Below are 22958 nucleotides of genomic sequence, written 5' to 3' on the forward strand. Positions count from 1 at the left end.
AAGAACTTTGAGCGAAGTTGCAAGCCCCTAGTTTTCCATCTGTTGGACACCGAGGTGTTCAACGTCGCGGACAATGATAACCGCGTTGAATCAAAAACGAAACAGCGATAACGCTGCAGCGCGTGCTGCAGCGTTGCGATCAGTGCGCTCAGGCCAAGCCTGCAAAGGCCCGTTGGCACCACACGATCACCGGGTTCCAACTGATGCCCAGGGCCAGCAAGGCCAGCGCATTGACGCCCAACACCACACCGAGCACGCGGTCGTTGTTGGCCGGCAACGGCTCGCCCACCGGCTCGTCGAAGTACATCACCTTGATGACGCGCAGGTAGTAGTAGGCACCGATCACCGCGCAGAGGACACCGACGATGGCCAGCCACAGCATGTCGCCGTTCACCGCCGCGCCCAGCACCGCGAGCTTGGTCCAGAAGCCAAGGAACGGCGGCACGCCAGCTAGCGACGCCATGATGCACAGCACCAGGCCCGCCATCCACGGATTGCGCGCATTCAAGCCCTTGAAGTCGTCGATGTTCTCGGCCTCGAAACCATTGCGCGACAGCGCGATGATGGCGCCGAACGAGGCGGTCGACATGATGGCGTAGCTGACCGCGTAGAACATCGCGGCGGTATAGCCCTGCTCGCCGCCGCCGGCCACACCCATCAGCAGGAAGCCGATGTGAGAGACCGTGGAGTACGCCAGCATGCGCTTGAGATTGCTCTGCGCGATGGCCATCAGATTACCGATGACCAGCGACAATGCCGCCAGCCCGCCGATCAGCAGATGCCACTGCGGCGACAGCGGCCCCATGCCGACCTCCAGCAGACGGTAGGTCATCCCGAACGCCGCCAGCTTGGGTGCCGAGCTGATGAACAGCGCGATCGGTGCCGGTGCACCTTGATACACGTCCGGCAGCCACATATGGAACGGGGCGGCGCCGAGCTTGAAGGCCACGCCGGCGATCATGAACACCGTGCCGGTCAACAGCAGCAAGCGCTCGCCCGAGCCGTCGATGGCGTCATGGATGCCGGCCAGGCTCAGCGTACCGGTCGCACCGTAGACCAGCGACATGCCATACAGCAGCAGACCGGAGGCCAGCGAGCCCAGCACGAAGTACTTCATCGCCGCTTCGGTGGACAGCCCGCTGTCGCGGTTGGATGCGACTAGCGCATACGAGCACAGCGCCAGCAGCTCCAGGCCCAGATACACCATCAACAGGCTGCCCGCCGACGCCAGCAGCATCATGCCGGCGGTCGAGAACAGCACCAGCACCGGGATCTCGCCTTGATACAGATTGCGCTCGCGCAGATAGCTCCAGCCATAGACCAGGCTCAAGCCGCTGACCAGCACGATCACCGCCTTCATCACGTCGGCCGCGTTGTCGCGCACGAACATGCCATGGAAGGCTTCGCCCTGCCCGCCGACCCCGGTGGCCAGCATCAACAGCACCACCGCCAGCACGGCGACGGAGATCAGGTGGGTCCAGACCTTCTGCCGCTGGCTGACGAACAGGTCGATCATCAACAGAGCGAAGGCGCCGCCGATCAACACCAGCTCCGGAGCGAGCGGAGCCAGATCGGCGGTGGTCAACGGCGCAAGCGTTGGCGTGGTCATCATCAAATCCTGGAAAACGGTACGGACGGCAAGCCGTTACAGCTTGGTCGTGGCAATCTGGGTCGCGAGCTTGGCGATCGACGGCTCCATCAGGTCGGTCAGCGGCTTCGGGTACAGGCCCAGGGCCAGCACGCCGGCGGCGAACACCCCCAGCACGAAGGCCTCACGACCGTTGATGTCCTTCAATTCGGCCACATGCGCGTTGGCCACCTCGCCGAAGAACACGCGCTTGTACAGCCACAGCGTGTAGGCAGCGGTAATCACCAGCGTGGTGGCGGCGCCGAAGGCGACCAACGGATGTTTCTGGAAGCTGGCCAGGATGACCATGAACTCGCCGACGAAACCGCTGGTACCCGGCAGGCCCGCATTGGCCATGAAGAACAACATGGCGAAGGTGGCGAACCAGGGCATCACGTTGACCACGCCGCCGTAGTCGGCGATGCGGCGGGTGTGCATGCGGTCGTACAGCACGCCGATGCACGAGAACATCGCACCGGACACGAAACCGTGCGAGATCATCTGCACCATCGCGCCTTGCAGACCCAGCCGGGCCGCATCGGTGCTGCCGTATTCGCGCACCAACGTGAAGGCGATGAAGGTACCCAGCGTCACGAAGCCCATGTGAGCGATCGATGAGTAGGCCACCAGCTTCTTCATGTCGTCCTGCACCAGGGCGACCAGGCCGACATAGATCACCGCGATCAACGACAACGCGATCACCAACCAGGCGAACGCATGGCTGGCATCCGGCACGATCGGCAAGTTGAAGCGCAGGAAACCGTAACCACCGATCTTCAGCGCGATCGCCGCCAGGATCACCGAACCGGCTGTCGGTGCTTCCACGTGGGCATCGGGCAACCAGGTGTGCACCGGGAACATCGGCACCTTGACCGCGAAGGCGATCAGGAAGGCGAAGAAGATCCAGGTCTGCTCCTTGGCGGTCAGCTGCAAGGCGTACAGGTCCGCCAGCTGGAAGCTGCCGCCCTTCAGGTACAGGTAGATCAGGCCCACCAGCATCAGCACCGAGCCGAGGAAGGTGTAGAGGAAGAACTTCATCGCCGCATAGATGCGACGCGGCCCGCCCCAGACGCCGATGATCAGGAACATCGGGATCAGCATCGCCTCGAAGAAGACGTAGAACAACATCGCGTCGGTGGCGGCGAAGATACCGACCGTGACGCCTTCGAGGATCAGGAACGCGGCGACGTACTGATTGACCCGCTTGTCGATCGAGCGCCAGGCACCGATCAGCGCCAGCACCGTGACCAGCGTGGTCAGCACGATCAGCGCGACCGCAATGCCGTCCACGCCGAGGTTGTAGCCGATCTTGTAGGCCGGGATCCAGGCGCGCGTCTCGACGAACTGCAAGGCGTCGTTGGCCGTGTCATAGCCCAACAGCGGCAGACTCAGCACGAAGGTTGCCACCGCGACCGCCAGCGACGCCCAGCGGGCAGTCTCGGCGTTGCGTACGGCAAGGATCAGGGCGCCACCGACGATCGGCAGCCAGATCAGGACAGACAGTAAAGGCCAGTTCGACACGTTTTCTTATTCCGTACAGGTCAACGCCAGAAATGCATCAGTACCGCCAACAAGGCGATCAAACCGATGATCATTGCGAAGGCGTAGTGATAGAGGAAACCGGATTGCGTGCGACGCAGCAGATGGGCCGCCAGGTCGATCAGTCGGGCCGAACCATTGACCGCCGCCCCATCGACCACGTGGGTATCGATGGCGCGCGAGGCCTTGCCAAGGACCACGCCGCCGCCGGCGAAGCCATTGATCCACAGCTTGTCGAAACCGTATTTGTTCTCCAGCAACCACACGATCGGCGCGAACGCCTTGCGCGACTTGGTCGCCAGCTCCGGCATCCACAGGTAGAACAACGCGGCCAGCAGCAAACCGGCCAGGGTCAGGAAGAACGGCGCTGCCATCATTCCGTGCAGTGCGAACGCCACCGGACCACGAAACTCCTCGGCCAGCGCAGCGACGGTATTGCGCGCCGGATCGTAGAAATCGACGATACCGGTGAAGAACGAGACGGCTTGGCCACCGACGGCGCTTTCGGCATGGTGCCCCTGCCAATCGGTGCCGAACAGCATCGGACCGATGGTAAAGAAGCCGATCGCGATCGACGGGATCGCCAGCAGGATCAGCGGCAGCGTAACCACCCACTTCGACTCATGCGGCTCATGCGCACCGTGGTGACCATGGCCATGATCGTCGTGGCCATGATCGTCGTGGCCATGATCGTCGTGGCCATGGGCATCGTGACTGTGGCTATCGTGTGCGTGCACCTGCGCCTCGGCGTCGGTATGCGCGCTGTCGTGATGGCCATGCACCTCATGGGCATGCGCATCGCGGAAGCGCTCCTTGCCGTGGAAGGTCAGGAACAGCAGACGGAAGCTGTAGAAGCTGGTCACCAGCACGCCGCCCAGCACCGCCCAGTAGCCGTAGGTGGCCACCCAGCTGTGCGAGGTGTGCGCATGATGCGCCGCGGCCTCGATGATGGTGTCCTTGGAATAGAAGCCCGAAAAGAACGGCGTACCAACCAGCGCCAAGGTCCCGATCACGCTGGTCCAATAGGTGACCTTCATGTATTTGCGCAGGCCGCCCATCTTGCGCATGTCCTGCTCGTGATGCATGCCGATGATCACCGAACCGGCGGCCAGGAACAGCAGCGCCTTGAAGAAGGCGTGGGTCATCAGGTGGAACACCGCGGCCGAATAGGCCGACACGCCCAATGCCACGGTCATGTAGCCGAGCTGGGACAGCGTCGAGTAAGCGACCACGCGCTTGATGTCGTTCTGCACGATGCCGATCAGGCCGGTGAAGAACGCCGTGGTCGCGCCGACGAACAGAATGAAGTTCAACGCGGTCTGCGACAGCTCGAACAGCGGCGACATGCGCGCCACCATGAAGATGCCGGCGGTGACCATGGTTGCGGCGTGGATCAGTGCCGAGATCGGGGTCGGGCCTTCCATCGAATCCGGAAGCCACACGTGTAGCGGCACCTGCGCCGACTTGCCCATTGCACCGATGAACAGACAGATGCAGATCAGCGTCATCACGCTCCAGGCATGGCCGGCGAACAACTGCACGCTGGCACCAGCCAGCGTTGGCGCGTTGGCGAACACGGTGGCGTAGTCCAGCGAGCCGAACCACAGCAGCACACCGGCGATGCCGAGCAGGAAACCAAAGTCGCCCACGCGATTGACCAGGAACGCCTTCATGTTGGCGAACACGGCGGTCGGGCGCTTGAACCAGAAACCGATCAGCAGATACGACACAAGGCCCACCGCTTCCCAGCCGAAGAACAGCTGCAGGAAGTTATTGCTCATCACCAGGGTGAGCATCGAGAAGGTGAACAGCGAGATGTAGCTGAAGAAGCGCTGGTAACCGGGGTCTTCTTCCATGTAGCCAATGGTGTAGATGTGCACCAACAGCGAGACGAAAGTCACCACCACCATCATCATCGCGGTGAGGCGATCGACCATGAAACCGACGTGAGCCGAGTAATTGCCGACATCGAAGAAGGTGTAGAGGTTCTGGTTGAACGGACTGGCGCCCTGCCCGACCAGCTGGTACAGCGTCCAGCACGACAGCGCGCAGCTGACCGCGACACCGAGGATGGTGACCGACTGGGCGCCGATACGCCCCACCTGGCGACCGAACAGGCCGGCGATGATGCTGCCGAGCAGCGGTGCGAGCACCACGGCGATCAGCAGACTCTTGGAGAGAGTGATTTCCATCTACGGGTCAGCCCTTCAACGTATCGACTTCGGCCACATTGATCGTGCGGCGGGTACGGAACAGTGTCACCAGGATCGCCAGGCCGATCGCGGCTTCAGCGGCGGCGACGGTCAGAATGAAGAACACGAACAACTGGCCCGCGGTGTCGCCGAGCTGGCGCGAGAACGCGATGAAGTTGACATTGACCGACAACAGCATCAGCTCGATCGACATCAGCAACACGATGACGTTCTTGCGGTTGAGGAAGATGCCGGCCAGGGAGATGCAGAACAGCACCGCGCCCAATCCCAGCAGGTGGCCCAAGGTAATCAAGACTTCGCCTCCTGTCCGTCGGCCGCATCGGTGCGCGGCGCGAGCTGTACTGGCTTTTCGACCGCCATCTTGACGATGCGCAGGCGGTCGGTGGACTTCACGCGCGCCTGCTCGGCGGCATCCTGCAGCTTGATCCCCGTGCGCTTGCGCAGGGTCAGCATCACCGCCGCGACCACCGCCACGGTCAGGATGACCGCAGCAAACTCGAACGGCAGCAGGAACTGGGTATACAGGCTCTTGGCCAGCCAGGTCAGGTTGGAGGTATCGGCTGCCTGCGCGGCCGCGTTGTCGGCCGGGAATGCCGTCACACCGCGCGACTTGACCCCGATCAGGGTGACCATCTGCACCAGCATCGCCACCGCCACGATGATGCCGACCGGCAGGTATTTGACCCAGCCCTCGCGCAAGCGACTGGTATCGATGTCCAGCATCATCACCACGAACAGGAACAACACCATCACCGCGCCGACGTAGACCAGCACCAGGGTCACGCCGAGGAACTCGGCACCGACCAGCAGCCAGATGCAGGCCATCGAGAAGAAGGTGAGGATCAGGCACAACACGGCGTACACCGGGTTGCGCACGCTGATCACCGCACCGGCGGCGACGACCGCGATGGCGGCGAAGGCGTAGAAAGCAATATTGACCCAGTCCATCATGACCTCAACGGAAGGCGGCATCGGCAGCGCGACGCTCGGCGATCTCGGCTTCCAGCCGGTCTCCGATCGCCAGCAGCTGCGGCTTGTTGACAATGTTCTCGCCGCGCTTCTCGAAGTGGTACTCGAGGATGTGCGTCTCGACAATCGAGTCCACCGGGCAGCTTTCCTCGCAGAAACCGCAGAAGATGCACTTGAACAGATCGATGTCGTAGCGCGTGGTCCGGCGGGTGCCGTCCTCGCGCTTGGCCGAGTCGATGGTGATCGCCAGCGCCGGGCACACCGCCTCGCACAGCTTGCAGGCGATGCAGCGCTCTTCGCCGTTGGGATAACGGCGCAGCGCATGCAAGCCGCGGAAACGCGGCGACTGCGGGAACTTCTCCATCGGATACAGCACGGTGTACTTGGGCTTGAACGTGTATTTCAACGTCAGCCACAGGCCGCCGAGCAGCTCCAGCAGCAGCAGACTCTTGAAGTAGTGGGTGATCTTGTTCATCAATTACACGCCCTTCTGGATCACGCCGTAGAACACCATCAATGCCGTCACCGCGATCCAGACGATCGTGAGCGGAATGAACACCTTCCAACCCAGCCGCATGATCTGGTCGTAGCGATAGCGCGGGAAGCTGGCACGGAACCAGATGTAGGCGCTGGCGAAGAAGAAGACCTTCATCAGCAGCCACGGCCAACCACCCTTCCACAACCAGTCGATCCACGGCGAAATGTCCGCGTTGACCCAACCCTGGATCGGGCTCAACCAGCCGCCGAGGAAGAAGATCGAGATCAGGAAGCTGACCAGGATCATGTTGGCGTACTCGGCCAGGAAGAACAGCGCGAACGCACCGCCCGAGTACTCCACCATGTGGCCGGCGACGATTTCCGATTCGCCTTCCACCACGTCGAACGGCGCACGGTTGGTCTCGGCGACGCCGGACACCCAGTACACGATGAACAGCGGGAACAGCGGGATCAGGAACCAATCGAACAGGCCGGAGTTGCCTGCCTGTGCCATCACGATCTGGCTCAGATTCACGCTGCCGGAGGCGATCATCACGCCAACCAGCGCGAAACCCATCGCGATTTCGTAACTGACCACCTGCGCGGCCGAGCGCATCGCACCGAGGAAGGCGTACTTGGAGTTGGACGCCCAGCCAGCCAGGATGATGCCGTACACGCCCAGCGAGGTCATCGCCAGCAGGTACAGCAGACCGACATTGGCATTGGACAGCACCAGCTTGGCATCGAACGGCACCACTGCCCAGGCCGCGAAGGCCGGCGCCAGCGTGAGCAACGGCGCGATGACGAAGATCGCCTTGTGCGAGCTGCTCGGCTGCACGATCTCCTTGAACAGCAGCTTGAACACGTCGGCGAAGGCCTGAAAAATGCCCATTCCGACGTACATCGGCCCATGCCGCACGTGCATCCAGCCGATCAGCTTGCGCTCCCAGACCACGTAGAAGGCGACCGAGACGATCACCGGCACGGCGATCAGCAAGATCTTCAGCACCGTCCACAGCACCACGCCACCATCCCCCAGGCCGAGGAACCACTGGTGGAGCGGACCGATCACGTTCAACAGCAACTCGTTCATGCAGCCACCACCGTTACCCGACCGGCACCGAGCGGCGCAGTTGCGCCGTGGCCCGACTCGATCCACACCGTGCCCGGTGCGACGCGCTTGTCCAATACCACCGGCAACGTCGCCTGCCCGGCGTCGGTACCGACCTTGACCATCTGTCCGTCGGCGACCTGCAGTTGCGTGGCCTGCTCCGGATGCATCGTCACGCAAGGTGCGATGTTGAGCGGATGCGCCTGCAGCGCGGCGGCACGCCGCACCACCGCATCGGTGCGATAGATCGCCGCCGTCGCTGCCACTTCCAGTCCCTGGCTAGCCGCCGCCGGCTGCGCCGATGCCACCGGCGTTACGGTACGCGGCTGCAGCCCGGCGCGCAGGCCGGCCAGATCGATGAAGTCGAAACCGGCCAGGCCGAGCTCGCCGCCCAGCGCACGCAGCACACGCCAGCCTTCGCGCGCCTCGACCGGCAGACGACCGGCGGCACGCGCGCTCTGCACGCGACCGTCGAGATTGGTCAGGGTCGCCTCGATTTCAGGCAAGGCGCCGATCGGCAGGATCACATCGGCAACGTCACGGGTGGAAGCGCAGGCGAACTGGCTGAACGCCACGACCTTGGCGCCGGCCAGCGCCTTGCGTGCAGCGGCGGCATCGGCGAAGTCCAGACCCGGCTCGATGCCGTACAGCACATAGGCCTGACGCGGCTGCGCCAGCATGCCGGCGACATCGCGCGCGCTCGGCAGCACACCGTGCGCGACCAGACCAACGGCGTTGGCGCCCTGCGGGATCCGGCACAGCGAGGCGCCGGTCGCGGCGGCGAACGCACGCGCGGCGGCACGCAGTGCGGCAGCCTGCGGGTGATTCTCGGCCAACGCGCCGACCACGATCACCGCGCGGCGCGCGGCACTGACCGCATCGCGCAGTGCGGCATCATCCAGCGCAGCAGCAAGCTGCGACGGTGCGACCACAGTGCGGCTGGCCTGGGTGAAAGCGAAATCGAAGTCGACCGGATTGACCGAATGGATACGGGTCCCGTTCTGGATGCTGGCCTTGCGCAGGCGCGCATGCAGCAACGGCAGCTCATGGCGGACATTGGTGCCGAACAGCACCACCATGTCGGCCTGCTCGATCTCCGCCAGCGGCGTGCCGAACGCCTCGGCGACGGCGGCGTCGGAGAAATCACGGTTGAGCAAGCGATGGTCGAGATTGCCGCTGCCCAGGCCTTCGGCCAGGCGCGCCAGCAAGGCGCCCTCTTCATTGGACGTGGCCGGATGCACCAGCACGCCCAGCTGATCGCCAGCATTGTCGCGCAGGATCTGAGTGGCCGCGGCCAAGCCTTCGGTCCAGCTCACCTCGGTCCATTCGCCGTTGACTTTCTTCAGCGGCTTGACCGCACGGTCTTCGGCATACAGGCCCTGGTGCGAATAGCGATCACGGTCGGACAGCCAGCATTCGTTGACCGCCTCGTTGTCGCGCGGCACGGTGCGCAGCACTTCGCCGCGACGCACATGCAGGAACAAGTTGGAGCCCATCGCGTCGTGGTAGCCCAGCGACTCGCGCGCCATCAGCTCCCACGGACGGGCGCGGAACTGGAACACCTTGTTGGTCAAGGCGCCCACCGGGCAGACATCGATGACGTTGCCGGAAATCTCAGTCGTCAGCGGCTTGCCGTCGTAGGTGCCGATCTGCAGGTTCTCGCCGCGGTACATGCCGCCCAGCTCGTAAGTGCCGGCGATATCCGCGGTAAAGCGCACGCAGCGGGTGCACTGGATGCAGCGGGTCATCTCGGTGGCAACCAGCGGACCGATGTCCTCGTCAGGCACCACGCGCTTGCGCTCGTTGAAGCGGCTGACCGAACGGCCATAGCCCAGCGAAACGTCCTGCAACTCGCATTCGCCGCCCTGATCGCAGATCGGGCAATCCAGCGGGTGGTTGATCAGCAGGAACTCCATCACGCTGCGCTGGTACTTCAGCGCCTTTTCGCTGCGCGTGGTGATCTTCATGCCATCCATCACCGGCGTGGCGCAGGCCGGCGACGGCTTGGGCGACTTCTCGACATCGACCAGGCACATACGGCAGTTGGCCGCGATCGGCAGCTTCTCGTGATAGCAGAAGCGCGGGATCGGAATGCCGGCCTTGTCGGCCGCCTGGATGATCATCGAGCCCTTCGGCACGACCAGGCTCTGGCCGTCGATCTCGACGGTCACATGATCCGGCGGCACGTTCGGGTTCACTGGTTGGGCGCTCATGCAGCCACTCCGACTTGCGTATCGACGATCGAACGACCGTTGACGATGTAGTACTCGAACTCGTCCCAGAACTGGCGCAGGAAGCCCTGGATCGGCCAGGCCGCCGCTTCGCCGAAGGCGCAGATGGTATGGCCTTCGATCTGACCGGCGACGGTGCGCAGCTGGTGCAGGTCTTCCAGGGTGGCCTTGCCGGCGACGATGCGCTCGAGCACGCGGTGCATCCAGCCGGTGCCCTCGCGGCACGGAGTGCACTGGCCGCAGGATTCCTTGTGGAAGAACTGCGAGATGCGGCAGGCGAAGCGCACGCAGCAGACGCTGTCATCCAGCACGACGATCGCACCCGATCCCAGACCGGTGCCCAGCGCACGCAGGGTGTCGTAGTCCATCTGCAGGCCGGCCAACTGCTCGGCCTTCAGCACCGGCATCGACACGCCACCCGGGATGGCCGCCTTCAGCTTGCGGCCCGGACGCAGGCCACCGGCCATCTCCAGCAGCTCGTCGAAGGTGGTGCCAAGCGGTACCTCGAAGTTGCCGCCCTTCTGCACGCAGCCAGAGACCGAGAAAATCTTCGGGCCGCCGTTCTTGGTCTTGCTCAGGCCGAGGAACCATTCCGGGCCATTGCGAATGATCGCCGGCACCGACGCGTAGGTCTCGGTGTTGTTGATGGTGGTCGGCTTGCCGTACAGGCCGAAATTGGCCGGGAACGGCGGCTTGTAGCGCGGCTGCCCCTTCTTGCCTTCCAGCGATTCCATCAAGGCGGTTTCTTCGCCGCAGATGTAGGCGCCGGCGCCCAGCGCGCCGTAGATGTCGATGTCCACGCCGCTGCCGAGGATGTTCTTGCCCAGCCAGCCATTGGCATAGGCATCGGCCAGGGCCTGCTCGAAGTTTTCGAATGGTTCGTGGTGGAACTCGCCGCGCAGGTAGTTGTAGCCCACGGTCGAGCCGGTGGCATAGCAGGCGATCGCCATGCCCTCCACCACCGAATGCGGGTTGTAGCGCAGGATGTCGCGGTCCTTGCAGGTTCCCGGCTCGGACTCGTCCGAGTTGCACAGGATGTATTTCTGCATCGTGCCCTTGGGCATGAACGACCACTTTAGGCCAGTCGGGAAGCCCGCACCGCCACGGCCACGCAGATTGGACTGCTTGACCATCTCGATCACCTGCTCCGGCGGGATCTTCTCTTCGAGGATCTTGCGCAGGGCAGCGTAGCCGCCGGTCTTGAGATAGCTCTCATAGGACCAGGGAGTGTCGTAATGCAGGGTCGTGTAGACGACCTGGTGCGGCTGCGGCGCCGGGCCGACGGGGCCGGTGGGTGCGTGATGATGTGCCATGTCTTACTCCAGACCGTCCAGCAGCGCGTCGACCTTTTCCTTGGTCAGGTGCTCGTGGTAATGGCCGTCGATCACCATCATCGGCGCAGCCGAGCAGGCGGCCAGGCACTCTTCCTCGCGCTTGAGGTAGATGCGGCCGTCGGCGGTCGACTGGCCCAGCTTGCAGCCCAGCTTCTTCTCGGCATGCGCGAGCAGATCCTCGGCGCCGTTGAGCCAGCAGCTGATGTTGGTGCAGAACGCCACATTGTGGCGGCCAACCTTCTCGGTCTCGTACATCGAATAGAAGCTGGCGACCTCGTAGGCCCACACCGGCGGCAGTTCCAGATACTTCGCCACGCCGACGATCAATTCGTCGGTCAGCCAGCCCTGGTTCTGCTCCTGCGCGGCATGCAGGCCCTGCAGCACCGCCGAACGCTTGCGGTCGGGCGGGAACTTGCTCAGCCAATGATCGATGTGCGCGCGCGTCTTGTCGCTCAGCACCACCAGCGGATCGACGTCGCGCGCCGCCTCGAAATTACCCGTCGCCTTCATCGGTCAACCTCACCGAAAACCAAATCGTAAGTACCGATCATCGCCACGACGTCGGCCAGCAGATAACCACGCACCACCGCGTCCATCGACGACAGGTGAGCAAAACCCGGCGCGCGCAGGTGCACGCGGAACGGCTTGTTGGCGCCGTCGGACAACAGGTAGCAGCCGAACTCGCCCTTGGGCGCTTCCACCGCGCTGTAGGTTTCGCCGGCCGGCACGCAATAGCCTTCACTGAACAACTTGAAGTGATGGATCAGCGCTTCCATGTCGTCCTTCATGCCTTCGCGGCTGGGCGGAGCGACCTTGAAGTTGGTGACCATGACCGGGCCGGGATTGGCCTTGAGCCACTTCACGCACTGCTTGATGATGCGGTTGGACTCGCGCATTTCTGCCACGCGGACCAGGTAGCGGTCGTAGCAATCGCCATTGGTGCCGACTGGGATATCGAAATCCACCGCGTCGTACTTGGCGTAGGGCTGCTTCTTGCGCAGATCCCATTCGATGCCCGAACCACGCAGCATCGGGCCGGTCATGCCCCAAGCGCGCGCCAGGTCGGGGGTGACGATGCCAACGTCGACGGTGCGCTGCTTCCAGATGCGGTTGTCGGTCAGCAGCGTCTCGTACTCGTCCACCCGCGCCGGGAACTCGTCGGTGAAATACTCGAGGAAGTCCAGCATCGAGCCTTCACGTGCCGAGTTGAGACGCTTGAGCGCCCCACCCTTGTGCCAGCGCGATTCCTTGTACTTGGGCATCGTGTCCGGCAGATCGCGGTAGACGCCGCCCGGGCGGTAGTACGCCGCGTGCATGCGCGCGCCGCTGACCGCCTCGTAGACGTCCATCAACTCTTCGCGCTCGCGGAACGCGTACAGCATCACCGCCATCGCGCCCAGGTCGAGCGCGTTGGAACCAACCCACATCAGGTGGTTCAGGATGCGGGTGATCTCGTCGAACATCGTGCGGATGTACTGGGCACGCTCAGGCGCCTCGATCCCCATCAGGGTCTCGATCGCGCGCACGTAGGCGTGCTCGTTGCACATCATCGACACGTAGTCCAGGCGGTCCATGTACGGCACCGACTGGTTGAACGGCTTGGACTCGGCCAGCTTCTCGGTGCCACGGTGCAGCAGGCCGATATGCGGATCGGCACGTACCACGTTCTCGCCATCCATTTCCAGGATCAGGCGCAGCACACCGTGCGCCGCAGGATGCTGCGGGCCGAAGTTCATCGTGTAATTGCGGATTTCCTGCTTGCTTTCGGCAGGATTGCTCGCGAAGGCATCGGTTGCCTGGCGGAACTCACTCACTTGGCGATCTCCGACTTGCCCACTTCACCTGCGGCAGTGGCGTAGCGCGCGTCGTCGCGGATCACCCGCGGCACGCCGACACGCGGCTCCACCGAGGTCACCGGCTCGTACACAACGCGTTTCTTTTCATCGTCGTAGCGCACTTCGACGTTGCCGATCAGTGGGAAGTCCTTGCGGAACGGATGACCGACGAATCCATAGTCGGTCAGGATACGGCGCAGGTCCGGGTGGCCGGCGAATACGATGCCGAACAGGTCGAAGGCTTCGCGCTCGAACCAGTTCACGCCCGGCCACACGTCGGTCAGCGAAGCCACCACCGGCAATGCGTCGTTGGGCGCATAGCAGCGCACACGCAGGCGCTGGTTGTGCTGGTAGGAAATCAGCTGGGCGACCACCGCGAAACGCTGCTGCGGCAATTGCTGTGGCTGCGCGCCATCGGGCGATTCCTGGCTGGGGAATTCACCCCATGCGAAACGGCCGACCGCCTTGCCTTCGACACCGCGGCTGAATCCCTGCGACGACACATCGGAGGTATCCCACTCGTCGCTGCCGTAGCCGAGGTAGTCGACGCCGCACAGGTCGCTCAATTGTTCAAAGCCGAACGTGTCGCGCAGCGCCACGCAGGTGGCATGCCAGTCGGCGGCGGCCACTTCCAGGGTCACTTCGCCGCGCGGCTGGGCCACGACGACCTGCGCGCCGGCAAAGTGTGCCGCGAGCCGTTCGGTGAAGGAGGATGCTTGCTCTGCCATGGGGGCTTGGCTGCTCTCGGTAGGAGAAGACGGATGTCAGCGTGCGATCGTCTGGGTACGCCAGATCTTCTTCTGCAGCTGCAGGATGCCGTAGACCAGCGCTTCGGCGGTCGGCGGGCAGCCGGGGACGTAGATGTCCACCGGCACGATGCGATCGCAACCGCGCACCACCGAATACGAGTAATGGTAGTAACCGCCGCCGTTGGCGCAGCTCCCCATCGAGATGACCCACTTCGGGTCGGGCATCTGGTCGTAGACCTTGCGCAGCGCCGGGGCCATCTTGTTGACCAGGGTGCCAGCGACGATCATCACGTCGGACTGACGCGGCGACGGCCGGAACACCACGCCGTAGCGGTCCAGGTCCAGACGCGCCGCACCGGCGTGCATCATTTCCACCGCGCAGCAGGCCAGACCGAAGGTCATTGGCCACATCGAACCGGTACGCGCCCAATTCAACAGCGCGTCGACGCTGGTGGTCACATAGCCCTTTTCCAGCAGCGGGTTTTCGCCTTCCGGGCGCAGGATGTCTTCCACCCGGCCTTCCGGCATCGGGTTGGTCATCAGACGATCCAGGGTCTGAATCACTCCCATTCCAGCGCTCCCTTCTTCCACACGTAGATAAAGCCGAGGAACAACATGCCGACGAACAGGCCCATGGTGACCAGCGAACGGGCGCCGATCTCCATGAACACCTGGGTCCACGGCACGATGAAGATGATTTCCAGATCGAAGACGATGAACTGGATCGCGATCAGGTAGTAGCGCACGTCGAACTTCATGCGTGCGTCTTCGAAGGCTTCGAAGCCGCACTCGTACGGCGAGAGCTTGCGCGGGTCCGGACTACGCGGACCGAGGAAGCGACCGACCAGCATCAGCACGATGCCGATGCCGGTGGCGACGATCAGAAACAGCAGACTCGGCAAATATTCGGCCAGCACAGCGATTCTCTCTTGCCTCTGCCCGCACGCGCCGCGTGCCGGCATGGGGTATAGGCAGACCCTGCGCCGGCATCGCCGCGATGCACAGGAACTGCAGCCAAACAATGGTGCCCAAGAGGGGACTCGAACCCCTACGACCTAAGTCGCTACCACCTCAAGGTAGTGCGTCTACCAATTCCGCCACCTGGGCATACGGTGCGCCGCTGGATCTCCCAGTGCGCAGCGTATTGTAACCGGCTTCAGCGTTTTTGTGCTGGCTCTGAAGCGTTTTCTTCGCCTGCCGCAGGCGTCGCCTGCGGTGGCGCGGCCGCTGCAGGCGCGGAGGCCGGGGCGGCGGCCGGAGCCGGCTGCGACGGCGCGGTCGGCACAGCGCCCGTGGCCGGAGCCTGCGGCAGCGGCTGGGCCAGCTCGCCTGCGGCGGGCGCTGGCGTGCTCGCGGCACCTTGCGACATCACACCCAGGTTCTGGTCGGTCGGGCGCGCGCCGTGACTGGCATACCAGGCCATGAACAGGCTGATGCTGAAGAACACCACGGCCAACCACTTGGTGGTCTTGGACAGGAAGTTCGATGCGCCCTGCGAGCCGAATACCGTGCCCGACGCACCGGCGCCGAAACCGGAGCCCGCCGCCGCACCGGCGCCACGCTGCATCAGGATCAGCGCAATCATCGCCAGCGCGACCAGCACGTAGACCACATTGAGGATCAACATCAACATTCGAAAATCCGTCCCCGGACAAAACTTAATGGGTTAACACGCGACCGCCGCACGCGCGATGGCCAGGAAATCGTCGGCCACCAGGGAGGCGCCACCGATCAGCCCGCCATCGACATCGGGCTGCGCAAACAGCTCGCCGGCATTGTCGGGCTTGACGCTGCCGCCGTACAGGATCGGCAACGAATCGGCAATTCTAGCATCCGACTTCGCGACTTCGCCACGCAGGAAGGCATGCACGGCCTGGGCCTGTTCCGGCGTGGCGGTCCGCCCAGTGCCGATCGCCCAGATCGGCTCATAGGCAAGCACGGCCTGGGCGAAGCCCTGGCTGCCCACCAGCGCCAGCACCGGCTCCACCTGGGCCCGCAGCACCGCTTCGGTCTGTCCGGCCTCGCGCTGCTGCAGCGATTCGCCCACGCACAGCACCGGGGTCAGCCCGGCATGCAGCGCAGCGGCGAACTTGCGCGCGACCAGCTCGCTGGATTCCTGATGGTACTGCCGGCGTTCGGAGTGCCCGACCAAACCGTAGCGGGCGCCTACGTCGACCAGCATCGAGGCCGAGACCTCGCCAGTGTAGGCACCCTTTTCGTTGCTGCTGACGTCCTGCGCACCGAAGACCAGCTGGTGGGCCTCGAAGTCTTCGATCAGGTCTCCCAGGTAGGGCAAGGGCGGCAGCACGACCACCTCCACGCCGGCGATCGGCATCTGGGCCGCCACCTGGGCAAGCAATTCGGTAGCAAAGGCGCGGCTGCCATGCAGCTTCCAGTTTCCGGCAACGATTCTTCGACGCATCAGGCGCAGGCTCCTGAGGGGGGATGAGCGACAGGATAGCCCAAGCCCTGTCCACGCCTGGCAGACTGGAGGACATCCGCTGTCCTGCCCTGCCCTTGCCCGGAACCTGCATGTCCACTTCCCCTGTCTTCGCGCTGGTCACCGGCGCCTCCAGCGGCATCGGCCGTGAGATCGCCCGCGCCTATGCACGCCGCGGCGTGCCGCTGATCATCACCGCGCGCCGGGTCGATCGTCTGCAGGCCTTGGCGGCCGAGCTGGCCGGGCAGACCCGGGTCGAGGTCGTGCCGGCGGACCTGGCCGAGCCGGCGGCCGTGCAGGCGCTGGTGAAGCATCTCCAGGAACAGGGCTGGCAGGTCGGCACCCTGGTCAACAATGCCGGCTACGGGGTGCCCGGCCGCTACCAGCAAAACGACTGGACGACCCACGCGCGCTTCCTGCAGGTCATGGTGACCGCGGTCTGCGAACTGACCTGGCGACTGCTGCCGATGTTGCGTGCCAGCGGCCAGGGACGCGTCCTCAACGTGGCGTCGTTCGCGGCGCTGGCGCCGAGCGCCGATGGGCAAACCCTGTATGCCGCCGCCAAGAGCTTCATGTTGCGCTTCAGTGAATCGTTGGCACTGGAAAATGCCGACTGCGGCCTGCGCGCCTGTGCGCTATGCCCTGGCTTTGCCTGGTCGGAATTTCACGATGTGACCGGCACGCGTGAGGCGATGGCCAGCCTGCCGCGCTGGGCCTGGCTGCAGGCCGATGCAGTGGCCGAGTACGGCATCGCCGCACTCGAGCGTGGCCAGGTGCTGGCGATCCCGGGTTGGCGCTATCGCCTGGTGCACACGCTGTTGCGTCTACTGCCGCATGCACTGGCGCTGCGACTGATGGCGCGCGGCTCGCATCGGGTGCGACCGCTGCAATAGCGCAGGCAAGTGACAGGACGTCGGAGTCTCGCCAGCCGCTGCGTACGCGTTAGTGATTGACGATGTCGCCCTGCATCGCCGCCAGACGTGCCAGCAAGCGGTTCTGCGTGCGCCGCGGAATGTGCCGCTGATCCATCGCCCAGGTGAGATCCTCGACCAGGGCATTGAAATCCGCTTCGCGGATGGTGAGGGGTTGATGCGCTTGGTGCATGGACTTTTCGGTGTCCGCGCAGGGTCCATCGCTGACATGGCAGAACTTCTGCACGAGTCGCTGGTTGAGCATCACGATATTGACGCGGGCGAACTTGTCGACGATCCGTGGATCGTCGGCCACCCGCGAGAGCATGGTTTCCACCAAGGCCTCGATGCCGGGCTGCCCCCCGAGTTCGTCATACAGGGATTGCCGCGGCGTGGTCGCACACGCCGTCAACGCCAGCACGCACAACAGCCCCCAGGGCAAGGCACGCGTCATCACAAGGCCACCTGCAAGGAAAGATAGGGGCCGCGCTGGGCGCGCAGCGTCGCCACCTCGCCCAACTCGGCCCAGGCCGCGGTCAGCGAGACATGTTTGCTGGGGAACCAAGCCACGAAGGCATCGCCCCAGGCCTGCTCGCGGGCAAACCCCAGATTGTTCGGCTTATCGCGATATTCCACCCCCACGACCCAGGACGGCGCCAGCACCACCGCCGCGGCCAGTTCGCCCACCAGCGTGTAACCGTTGCGACGGTCGCCGCCGAAGCCCAGCAAGCCGGTCTGGTTGGCGCGCGTGGCGCGCAGGGTACCGTTGAGCAGCAACTGGTAGCCGCCAGCGCCCTGCAACAACAGGCGCGAGGCACTGAGATAGACATCGGTGCCATGGTCGTCACGCGCACCGATCGCCAGCGGCAAGGCGCCGTCGCGCAGCCGCTTGTATTGCACTCCAAGACTCACCTGCGGTGCGCGCCCGTAGACCAGGTCGCCATGCAGGCGCAGCTTGGCGCCGAACACGTCCTGGCCAAGCGCGTTCCATGGCAAGCCCAGGCGGTCCTGCAAGGTGCCCAGGTCCAGGCGCTGACGCGCCAGCGACAATTCCAGCCGGTTTCCCACAGTAAAGGCAGCGCCCTGCACATCCAGGCGGTAGTCGCCGCTATCCACATGCGTAGCGAACAGCGTCGTCCCGAGTTCATCGCGGGTGCCGTAACCGGACAAGCTGGCCCACGGCACGATGCCGCCACCGCTCGTGCCTTCGATGGTTGAAACCGCCCCCGTCGCCAACAGACGTCCATCGCCAGCGATGCCGGTCTGCGGCAACACGGCCAGCGCCAACACCGCCGCGGGAAGGCAGAGACAACGCGTCGTGTTCATTGTGCAACTCCTGCCTGGACCGTGGTGGCCGCTTCGAGCTGCCGCTTGCACCACGCCACCAACGGAGCCTCCTCGAGCGGAGGCGAATACAGATAGCCCTGCACCATGTCGCAGCCCCAGCCGCGCAGCAACGTTACCGCCGCGGCATTCTCCACCCCCTCGGCGATCACGCTCAGACCGAGGTTGTGCCCCAAATCAATCGTGCTGCGCACGATGAAGGCATCGTCGGTGGCCTCGGCCAGTTGCATGACGAAACTCTTGTCGATCTTCAACTCGTCCACCGGCATCCGCTTGAGCTGAGCCAGCGAGGAGTAGCCGGTGCCGAAATCGTCGATGGACAGCCGCACGCCGACATTGCGCAGCTGGTGCAGCATATGCAGCGCGAACTCCACGTCGCGCATCAACGCGCTTTCGGTCAGCTCGAGGGTGACATGGCGTGCGGGCACGGCGTGATGCTCCAGGCGGCCACGGACGTAATCGGGCAAGCCCGGATCGGACAGATCCAGCGCCGACAGATTGATCGCCATGCCCAATTGCAGCCCTTGCCGGCGCCAGCGGGCCAGACAGCGCAAGGCGTCGTCGAGCACGAAGCGCGTCAGCGCATGGATCACCCCGGAATGTTCGGCGAGCGGGATGAACTCATCCGGCCCGATCGGCCCCAGTACCGGGTGGTGCCAGCGCACCAGCACTTCGACCTGTTCGACGCGATCGTTGCGCAGACTGATCTTGGGCTGGAACCGCAGGGTCAGTTCGTTGCCGGCGATGGCCTGGCGCAGATCGCCGGTCAGCCGCAGTCGGCGCAGATGTTGTTCGTCCTCGCCCATGCGATAGATGCTAGCGGCGCTGCCGGTCTCGCCCGCCTGCCGCCGCGCGATGTGCGCGCGCCGCAGCAAGGTGTCTGCATCGTCGCCATGATCCGGAACCAGCGCGATCCCGATGCGTGCTTCCAGCTGGATGCGCGCCTGCGGCAAGCTCAACGGGTTACGCAGTTGCAGCAACAGCCGCTGCGCATCCTGCTGCACGCTGGCGGCATCGGCCTGGGCCATCACCACCATGAATTCGTCGCTCCCCAGCCGCCCGACCAGATGCGGTTCCTGCACCACGTCGGCCAGCCGCCGTCCCACCTCGACCAGCACCTGGTCGGCGAAGTCGTGACCGAGACTATCGTTGAGTTCCTTGAAGCGCTCCAGATCCAGGATCAGCACTGCCGCGCTCTCGCCGCTGGCCACGGTCTGCACAACCACCTGCCGCAACCGTTCCAGCAACCAGCTGCGGTTGGGCAGTCCCGTCAATGCATCGTGCCGGGCCTGATGCAGGATACGTTGCTCGCGGCTGGCAATCTGTTGCTGCATGTGGCCGAAACTGTTGGCCAGCTCGGCCAGCTCGCGTCCTGGCGGCACCTGCAAGGCGGTGTGGTAGTCGCCGCGCTGGATGCGCCGGGCTGCCTGTACCAGTTGTGCGACCGGCTTGCTGATGCTGCGCGCCAGCAAGATCGCCACACCGAGTGCCGCTGCGGTGGCCAGCCCGGCCAATAGCAGGATGCGCAGCTTCAAGACTTGATAGGGTGCGATGGCACGATCCAGCGATGCCTGCAAGGCGACGCGGACCTGGCCATCGCCCTGCACCGCCTGCAGCTTCACCAGGTAACGCGCGCCATCCAGGGTGAATGGAATGGCGCCCGCAGCGCTCGGCGTGGCAAGTGACAGTTGCTGGGCGAATTGGGCGCGCGCGGCCGGCTCGAGCGTGGACGCCAGTACCTGGGCCGGTCGTCCAGCAATGAAGAAGCTCGCATCCAGGCCGGTCGTACTACGGAAATCCTGGGCCAGACCGTCGCCGGATTCGTTGCCGATGGCGATCCAGCCGACGCGGTTCGGCGCCAGCACCTGCACCACCGCCAGCCGGACGATCTGCCCCTCCAGCGCAACCACACCCACCGCACGACCGTCGCGCTGCGCGCGTTGCAGCAGCGCCTGCACCGCGCGCAGTTGCTGAGCTTGCGGCAGATCCGCCAGTCCGGTCAGGAACTCGCCGTCGGGCGCCAACAGCAGGGCGGTCTGCGCCGACATGCGGGCGGCGTGGTTGCGCAGCGCCGATTGCATCGTCGGCACATCGCCGCTGGTCACCGCCGCACGGAAACCGAAATCGTCGGCCAATACCGAGGCCGACTGCAGCAGCTGTTCGTCGCGGCGGGTATTGATGCGTTGCCAGACCCGCTCGCCGATCTCCAGCTCTTCGTCGAGCTGGGCGCGGACGCTCCGATCGGTGGCAACCTGCACGGCGATGAAGGTCGCCCCCTGCGTCGCCAGCAGCACCAGGACCAGCAATACCGCGATGCGGGTGTGCAGGCGCATCGCCCTCATGGAGTGGGCTTCTTCTGGCCGGCGTTGCGGAACTTGTCCTGCAGCGCACGGATGCGCTCGTCGGGCGGCGCAGTGGTCGGCGCCGGGCCGGTGGTCTGCACGCGAACCCGTCGTTGCACGGCGTCGCGACCGAGCACCAAGGCCTCGGAGGTGGCCGGGCCATTGAGGCGCGGATGCCAGACATGCAGGGTGTAGTCGCCGGCGGGCGCTTCCAGTTGCACGCGGCCGTCCGCACCGGTCTTGGCGAAATACGGCGTATCCAGCACCACGATATAGCCGAGCATCCAATCATGGATGTTGCAGCCAACGGTCGCCACGCCGGGCTTGTCGAAGCGGACCGGCGCGGCCGTGCTGCCCTGGAACAACGGCAACTCGAAGCGTTTGGCCGGCGAGAACGAGTAGACCTGATGGCGGATCTGGTCGCTGTTGGGAAATTTCACCAGGGTGCCGGTGCGCACCGGGAGAACGGCCGGCACGAACTGCGAATTGACCTGATCCATCACCGCCGGCTTCGCGCCTGCCGCAGGCGCGGCGGCGGGCCGCGCGGGCTCCAGGCTGACGACCGCATCGGACAGGGCACCGGCGGCGTCACCGACGTTGACCGTCAGCGAGGTGGCAGCCGCTTGTGAGGCGCCCACCAGCGCTGTCAGCAGCAAGCCCAGCTGTCGATACCGTTGCGTCCGCATAACCCCCGCCCCTCGTCACTGGCCGCGCACGCCAGGCGAGTCCGACGTCGCGCTAGCGATCAGACTGGGGTATCGGCCGAGGTGAACGCAAGCTTTAATTGCGCGCGCATCGACAATATGGGAGCCATGCCCCCGCAGAGCGGACGCGGATCGATTCCGCATCCGCACATCGAACGCGCTCTACTTGAGCTTGATTTCGCGCAGACGCTCTTCCAGAAAGCCGTGGGCGGTAATCGGCTGTGGGTAGCGGCTGGGATTGTCGGCGGTGATGCAGGAGGGCAACACCTCGATCAGGAAGTCGGGATTGGGGTGCAGGAAGAACGGCACCGAATAGCGCGGCTTGCGTGCCTCGTCTCCCGGCGGGTTGACCACCCGATGGATGGTCGACGGATACACGTGGTTGGTGAGTCGCTGCAGCATGTCGCCGATGTTGACCACGATGGTGTCGGCGTCGGCGGTGAACGGTACCCATTCACCGTCGTGGGAACGCACCTCCAGACCGGCCGCACTCGCACCGACCAGCAAGGTGATCAGGTTGATGTCGCCATGCGCGCCGGCACGCACATTGGGAATGTCGTCGCTGGTGATCGGCGGGTAATGGATCGGCCGGAGGATCGAGTTGCCGCTATTGGTCTTGTCGGCGAAGTAGTCCACCGGCAGGCCGATGTGCAGGGCCAGCGCCGACAGGACCCGAGAGCCCAATTGATCGAGCTGTTGGTACAAGCGATAGCCATGCTCGCGAAAGCCCGGAACTTCCTCCGGCCACAGGTTGGGCGCCATCACCGCGCGATACGGCGAATCGTCGGCAATCTCGCGACCGATGTGCCAGAACTCCTTCAGGTCGAAATGCTTGGAGTCCTTGGCGGTCTCCACGCCAAAGGCGGTGTAGCCACGGGCACCACCGCTGCCCGGGACGTGGTAACGCCGCTTGACCTCTTCCGGCAAGGCGAAGAACGCCTTGAACACGTCGTAGGCGGCATCGATGTCGGCCTGGGCGATGCCATGGTTGCGGATGCCGGCGAATCCCCACTGACGGTAGGCAGCGCCCAGCTCGGCAACGAAGGCCTCGCGATCGCTGTCGAAGCGGGTGATGTCCAGGGTGGGAATGCGAGCGCTCATACGGATGTCTTGGTCGGATCGAAGGAAGGCC

Annotated in this window: 22 protein-coding genes and 1 tRNA gene; 1 reads left to right on the forward strand and 22 read right to left on the reverse strand. The window is 64.5% G+C overall.

The features are described 5' to 3' along the window. Positions 1–148: 148 nt before the first annotated feature. The 17 genes from nuoN to tpiA all read right to left on the reverse strand — a co-directional run bounded on the left by nuoN (position 149) and on the right by tpiA (position 16507). Positions 149–1609, reverse strand: a complete 1461-nt coding sequence (gene nuoN, locus CKY51_RS18550; protein ID WP_031340783.1) for an NADH-quinone oxidoreductase subunit NuoN — start codon at positions 1607–1609, stop codon at positions 149–151. 36 nt (positions 1610–1645) lie between these two features. Beyond that, positions 1646–3148: an NADH-quinone oxidoreductase subunit M gene (locus tag CKY51_RS18555; RefSeq protein WP_022974255.1), complete on the reverse strand. Its 1503-nt coding sequence runs from the start codon at positions 3146–3148 to the stop codon at positions 1646–1648. Positions 3149–3168: 20 nt separating this feature from the next. Then, a complete protein-coding gene (gene nuoL, locus CKY51_RS18560) occupies positions 3169–5358 on the reverse strand; it encodes an NADH-quinone oxidoreductase subunit L (RefSeq protein ID WP_152249640.1) in 2190 nt (729 codons plus the stop codon). A gap of 7 nt (positions 5359–5365) precedes the next feature. Continuing rightward, positions 5366–5671, reverse strand: a complete 306-nt coding sequence (gene nuoK, locus CKY51_RS18565) for an NADH-quinone oxidoreductase subunit NuoK (protein WP_152249641.1) — start codon at positions 5669–5671, stop codon at positions 5366–5368. Next, complete coding sequence (locus CKY51_RS18570; RefSeq protein WP_022974257.1) at positions 5668–6330, reverse strand: NADH-quinone oxidoreductase subunit J; 663 nt, start codon at positions 6328–6330, stop codon at positions 5668–5670. Before CKY51_RS18570 ends, nuoK begins: the two co-directional genes overlap by 4 nt. Before the next feature lie 4 nt (positions 6331–6334). Beyond that, the gene (gene nuoI, locus CKY51_RS18575; RefSeq protein ID WP_014508211.1) at positions 6335–6823 is read right to left on the reverse strand and encodes an NADH-quinone oxidoreductase subunit NuoI; all 489 of its coding nucleotides are present in this window, start codon (positions 6821–6823) and stop codon (positions 6335–6337) included. Positions 6824–6826: 3 nt separating this feature from the next. Further along, positions 6827–7918 (reverse strand): NADH-quinone oxidoreductase subunit NuoH, encoded by a 1092-nt coding sequence (nuoH, locus tag CKY51_RS18580; RefSeq protein ID WP_152249642.1) that lies wholly within the window; start codon positions 7916–7918, stop codon positions 6827–6829. Next, the gene (gene nuoG / locus CKY51_RS18585; RefSeq protein ID WP_022974259.1) at positions 7915–10149 is read right to left on the reverse strand and encodes an NADH-quinone oxidoreductase subunit NuoG; all 2235 of its coding nucleotides are present in this window, start codon (positions 10147–10149) and stop codon (positions 7915–7917) included. The genes nuoH and nuoG overlap by 4 nt, the downstream gene beginning before the upstream one ends. Beyond that, the gene (nuoF, locus tag CKY51_RS18590) at positions 10146–11480 is read right to left on the reverse strand and encodes an NADH-quinone oxidoreductase subunit NuoF (protein WP_152249643.1); all 1335 of its coding nucleotides are present in this window, start codon (positions 11478–11480) and stop codon (positions 10146–10148) included. The genes nuoG and nuoF overlap by 4 nt, the downstream gene beginning before the upstream one ends. A 3-nt stretch (positions 11481–11483) precedes the next feature. Continuing rightward, entirely contained in the window at positions 11484–12011 is a 528-nt protein-coding gene (gene nuoE, locus CKY51_RS18595) for an NADH-quinone oxidoreductase subunit NuoE (protein ID WP_152249644.1), read from the reverse strand. Next, entirely contained in the window at positions 12008–13315 is a 1308-nt protein-coding gene (locus tag CKY51_RS18600; RefSeq protein WP_152249645.1) for an NADH-quinone oxidoreductase subunit D, read from the reverse strand. Before CKY51_RS18600 ends, nuoE begins: the two co-directional genes overlap by 4 nt. Then, positions 13312–14064 (reverse strand): NADH-quinone oxidoreductase subunit C, encoded by a 753-nt coding sequence (locus tag CKY51_RS18605; RefSeq protein WP_022974264.1) that lies wholly within the window; start codon positions 14062–14064, stop codon positions 13312–13314. Before CKY51_RS18605 ends, CKY51_RS18600 begins: the two co-directional genes overlap by 4 nt. Positions 14065–14100: 36 nt before the next feature. Next, on the reverse strand, positions 14101–14655 hold the full coding sequence (locus CKY51_RS18610; protein ID WP_016944318.1) for a NuoB/complex I 20 kDa subunit family protein: 555 nt from the start codon (positions 14653–14655) through the stop codon (positions 14101–14103). Beyond that, on the reverse strand, positions 14646–15002 hold the full coding sequence (locus CKY51_RS18615; protein WP_003485539.1) for an NADH-quinone oxidoreductase subunit A: 357 nt from the start codon (positions 15000–15002) through the stop codon (positions 14646–14648). The genes CKY51_RS18610 and CKY51_RS18615 overlap by 10 nt, the downstream gene beginning before the upstream one ends. A 105-nt stretch (positions 15003–15107) precedes the next feature. Continuing rightward, positions 15108–15192 (reverse strand) — tRNA-Leu (locus CKY51_RS18620). 49 nt (positions 15193–15241) lie between these two features. After that, positions 15242–15718: a preprotein translocase subunit SecG gene (gene secG, locus CKY51_RS18625; protein WP_152249646.1), complete on the reverse strand. Its 477-nt coding sequence runs from the start codon at positions 15716–15718 to the stop codon at positions 15242–15244. Between the two features lie 33 nt (positions 15719–15751). Further along, on the reverse strand, positions 15752–16507 hold the full coding sequence (gene tpiA / locus CKY51_RS18630) for a triose-phosphate isomerase (protein WP_022970573.1): 756 nt from the start codon (positions 16505–16507) through the stop codon (positions 15752–15754). 110 nt (positions 16508–16617) lie between these two features. Here tpiA and CKY51_RS18635 point away from each other — a divergent pair, with 110 nt between their 5' ends. Beyond that, on the forward strand, positions 16618–17418 hold the full coding sequence (locus CKY51_RS18635; protein WP_022970572.1) for an SDR family NAD(P)-dependent oxidoreductase: 801 nt from the start codon (positions 16618–16620) through the stop codon (positions 17416–17418). A 49-nt stretch (positions 17419–17467) separates the two neighbouring features. On the opposite strand, the gene CKY51_RS18640 is transcribed toward CKY51_RS18635, so the two are convergent. The 5 genes from CKY51_RS18640 to CKY51_RS18660 form a co-directional block, all read right to left on the reverse strand. Then, complete coding sequence (locus CKY51_RS18640; protein ID WP_022970571.1) at positions 17468–17890, reverse strand: group I truncated hemoglobin; 423 nt, start codon at positions 17888–17890, stop codon at positions 17468–17470. Continuing rightward, positions 17890–18762, reverse strand: a complete 873-nt coding sequence (locus CKY51_RS18645) for a DUF3034 family protein (RefSeq protein WP_031338201.1) — start codon at positions 18760–18762, stop codon at positions 17890–17892. The genes CKY51_RS18640 and CKY51_RS18645 overlap by 1 nt, the downstream gene beginning before the upstream one ends. After that, positions 18759–21122 carry a putative bifunctional diguanylate cyclase/phosphodiesterase gene (locus CKY51_RS18650; protein ID WP_022970569.1) on the reverse strand — a complete coding sequence of 788 codons (2364 nt, stop codon included), beginning with the start codon at positions 21120–21122 and terminating at the stop codon, positions 18759–18761. The genes CKY51_RS18645 and CKY51_RS18650 overlap by 4 nt, the downstream gene beginning before the upstream one ends. Next, entirely contained in the window at positions 21119–21808 is a 690-nt protein-coding gene (locus CKY51_RS18655; protein WP_022970568.1) for a methylamine utilization protein, read from the reverse strand. Before CKY51_RS18655 ends, CKY51_RS18650 begins: the two co-directional genes overlap by 4 nt. Positions 21809–21988: 180 nt before the next feature. After that, the gene (locus CKY51_RS18660) at positions 21989–22927 is read right to left on the reverse strand and encodes an isopenicillin N synthase family dioxygenase (protein WP_022970567.1); all 939 of its coding nucleotides are present in this window, start codon (positions 22925–22927) and stop codon (positions 21989–21991) included. Positions 22928–22958 lie beyond the last annotated feature (31 nt).

The sequence above is a fragment of the Xanthomonas maliensis genome (assembly GCF_009192945.1).
GTDB lineage: Bacteria > Pseudomonadota > Gammaproteobacteria > Xanthomonadales > Xanthomonadaceae > Xanthomonas > Xanthomonas maliensis.

Excerpts from the sequence above, each read along its gene's own strand:
- CKY51_RS18570 (WP_022974257.1), bottom strand. The coding sequence starts at position 6,330 with ATGATGGACTGGGTCAATATTGCTTTCTACGCCTTCGCCGCCATCGCG.
- CKY51_RS18640 (WP_022970571.1), bottom strand. The coding sequence starts at position 17,890 with ATGACGCGTGCCTTGCCCTGGGGGCTGTTGTGCGTGCTGGCGTTGACG.
- nuoL (WP_152249640.1), bottom strand. The coding sequence starts at position 5,358 with ATGGAAATCACTCTCTCCAAGAGTCTGCTGATCGCCGTGGTGCTCGCA.
- CKY51_RS18655 (WP_022970568.1), bottom strand. The coding sequence starts at position 21,808 with ATGCGGACGCAACGGTATCGACAGCTGGGCTTGCTGCTGACAGCGCTG.
- nuoH (WP_152249642.1), bottom strand. The coding sequence starts at position 7,918 with ATGAACGAGTTGCTGTTGAACGTGATCGGTCCGCTCCACCAGTGGTTC.
- nuoG (WP_022974259.1), bottom strand. The coding sequence starts at position 10,149 with ATGAGCGCCCAACCAGTGAACCCGAACGTGCCGCCGGATCATGTGACC.
- nuoE (WP_152249644.1), bottom strand. The coding sequence starts at position 12,011 with ATGAAGGCGACGGGTAATTTCGAGGCGGCGCGCGACGTCGATCCGCTG.
- tpiA (WP_022970573.1), bottom strand. The coding sequence starts at position 16,507 with ATGCGTCGAAGAATCGTTGCCGGAAACTGGAAGCTGCATGGCAGCCGC.
- nuoF (WP_152249643.1), bottom strand. The coding sequence starts at position 11,480 with ATGGCACATCATCACGCACCCACCGGCCCCGTCGGCCCGGCGCCGCAG.
- CKY51_RS18610 (WP_016944318.1), bottom strand. The coding sequence starts at position 14,655 with ATGGGAGTGATTCAGACCCTGGATCGTCTGATGACCAACCCGATGCCG.
- CKY51_RS18650 (WP_022970569.1), bottom strand. The coding sequence starts at position 21,122 with ATGAGGGCGATGCGCCTGCACACCCGCATCGCGGTATTGCTGGTCCTG.
- nuoN (WP_031340783.1), bottom strand. The coding sequence starts at position 1,609 with ATGACCACGCCAACGCTTGCGCCGTTGACCACCGCCGATCTGGCTCCG.
- CKY51_RS18645 (WP_031338201.1), bottom strand. The coding sequence starts at position 18,762 with ATGAACACGACGCGTTGTCTCTGCCTTCCCGCGGCGGTGTTGGCGCTG.
- CKY51_RS18605 (WP_022974264.1), bottom strand. The coding sequence starts at position 14,064 with ATGGCAGAGCAAGCATCCTCCTTCACCGAACGGCTCGCGGCACACTTT.
- secG (WP_152249646.1), bottom strand. The coding sequence starts at position 15,718 with ATGTTGATGTTGATCCTCAATGTGGTCTACGTGCTGGTCGCGCTGGCG.
- CKY51_RS18660 (WP_022970567.1), bottom strand. The coding sequence starts at position 22,927 with ATGAGCGCTCGCATTCCCACCCTGGACATCACCCGCTTCGACAGCGAT.
- CKY51_RS18635 (WP_022970572.1), top strand. The coding sequence starts at position 16,618 with ATGTCCACTTCCCCTGTCTTCGCGCTGGTCACCGGCGCCTCCAGCGGC.
- nuoI (WP_014508211.1), bottom strand. The coding sequence starts at position 6,823 with ATGAACAAGATCACCCACTACTTCAAGAGTCTGCTGCTGCTGGAGCTG.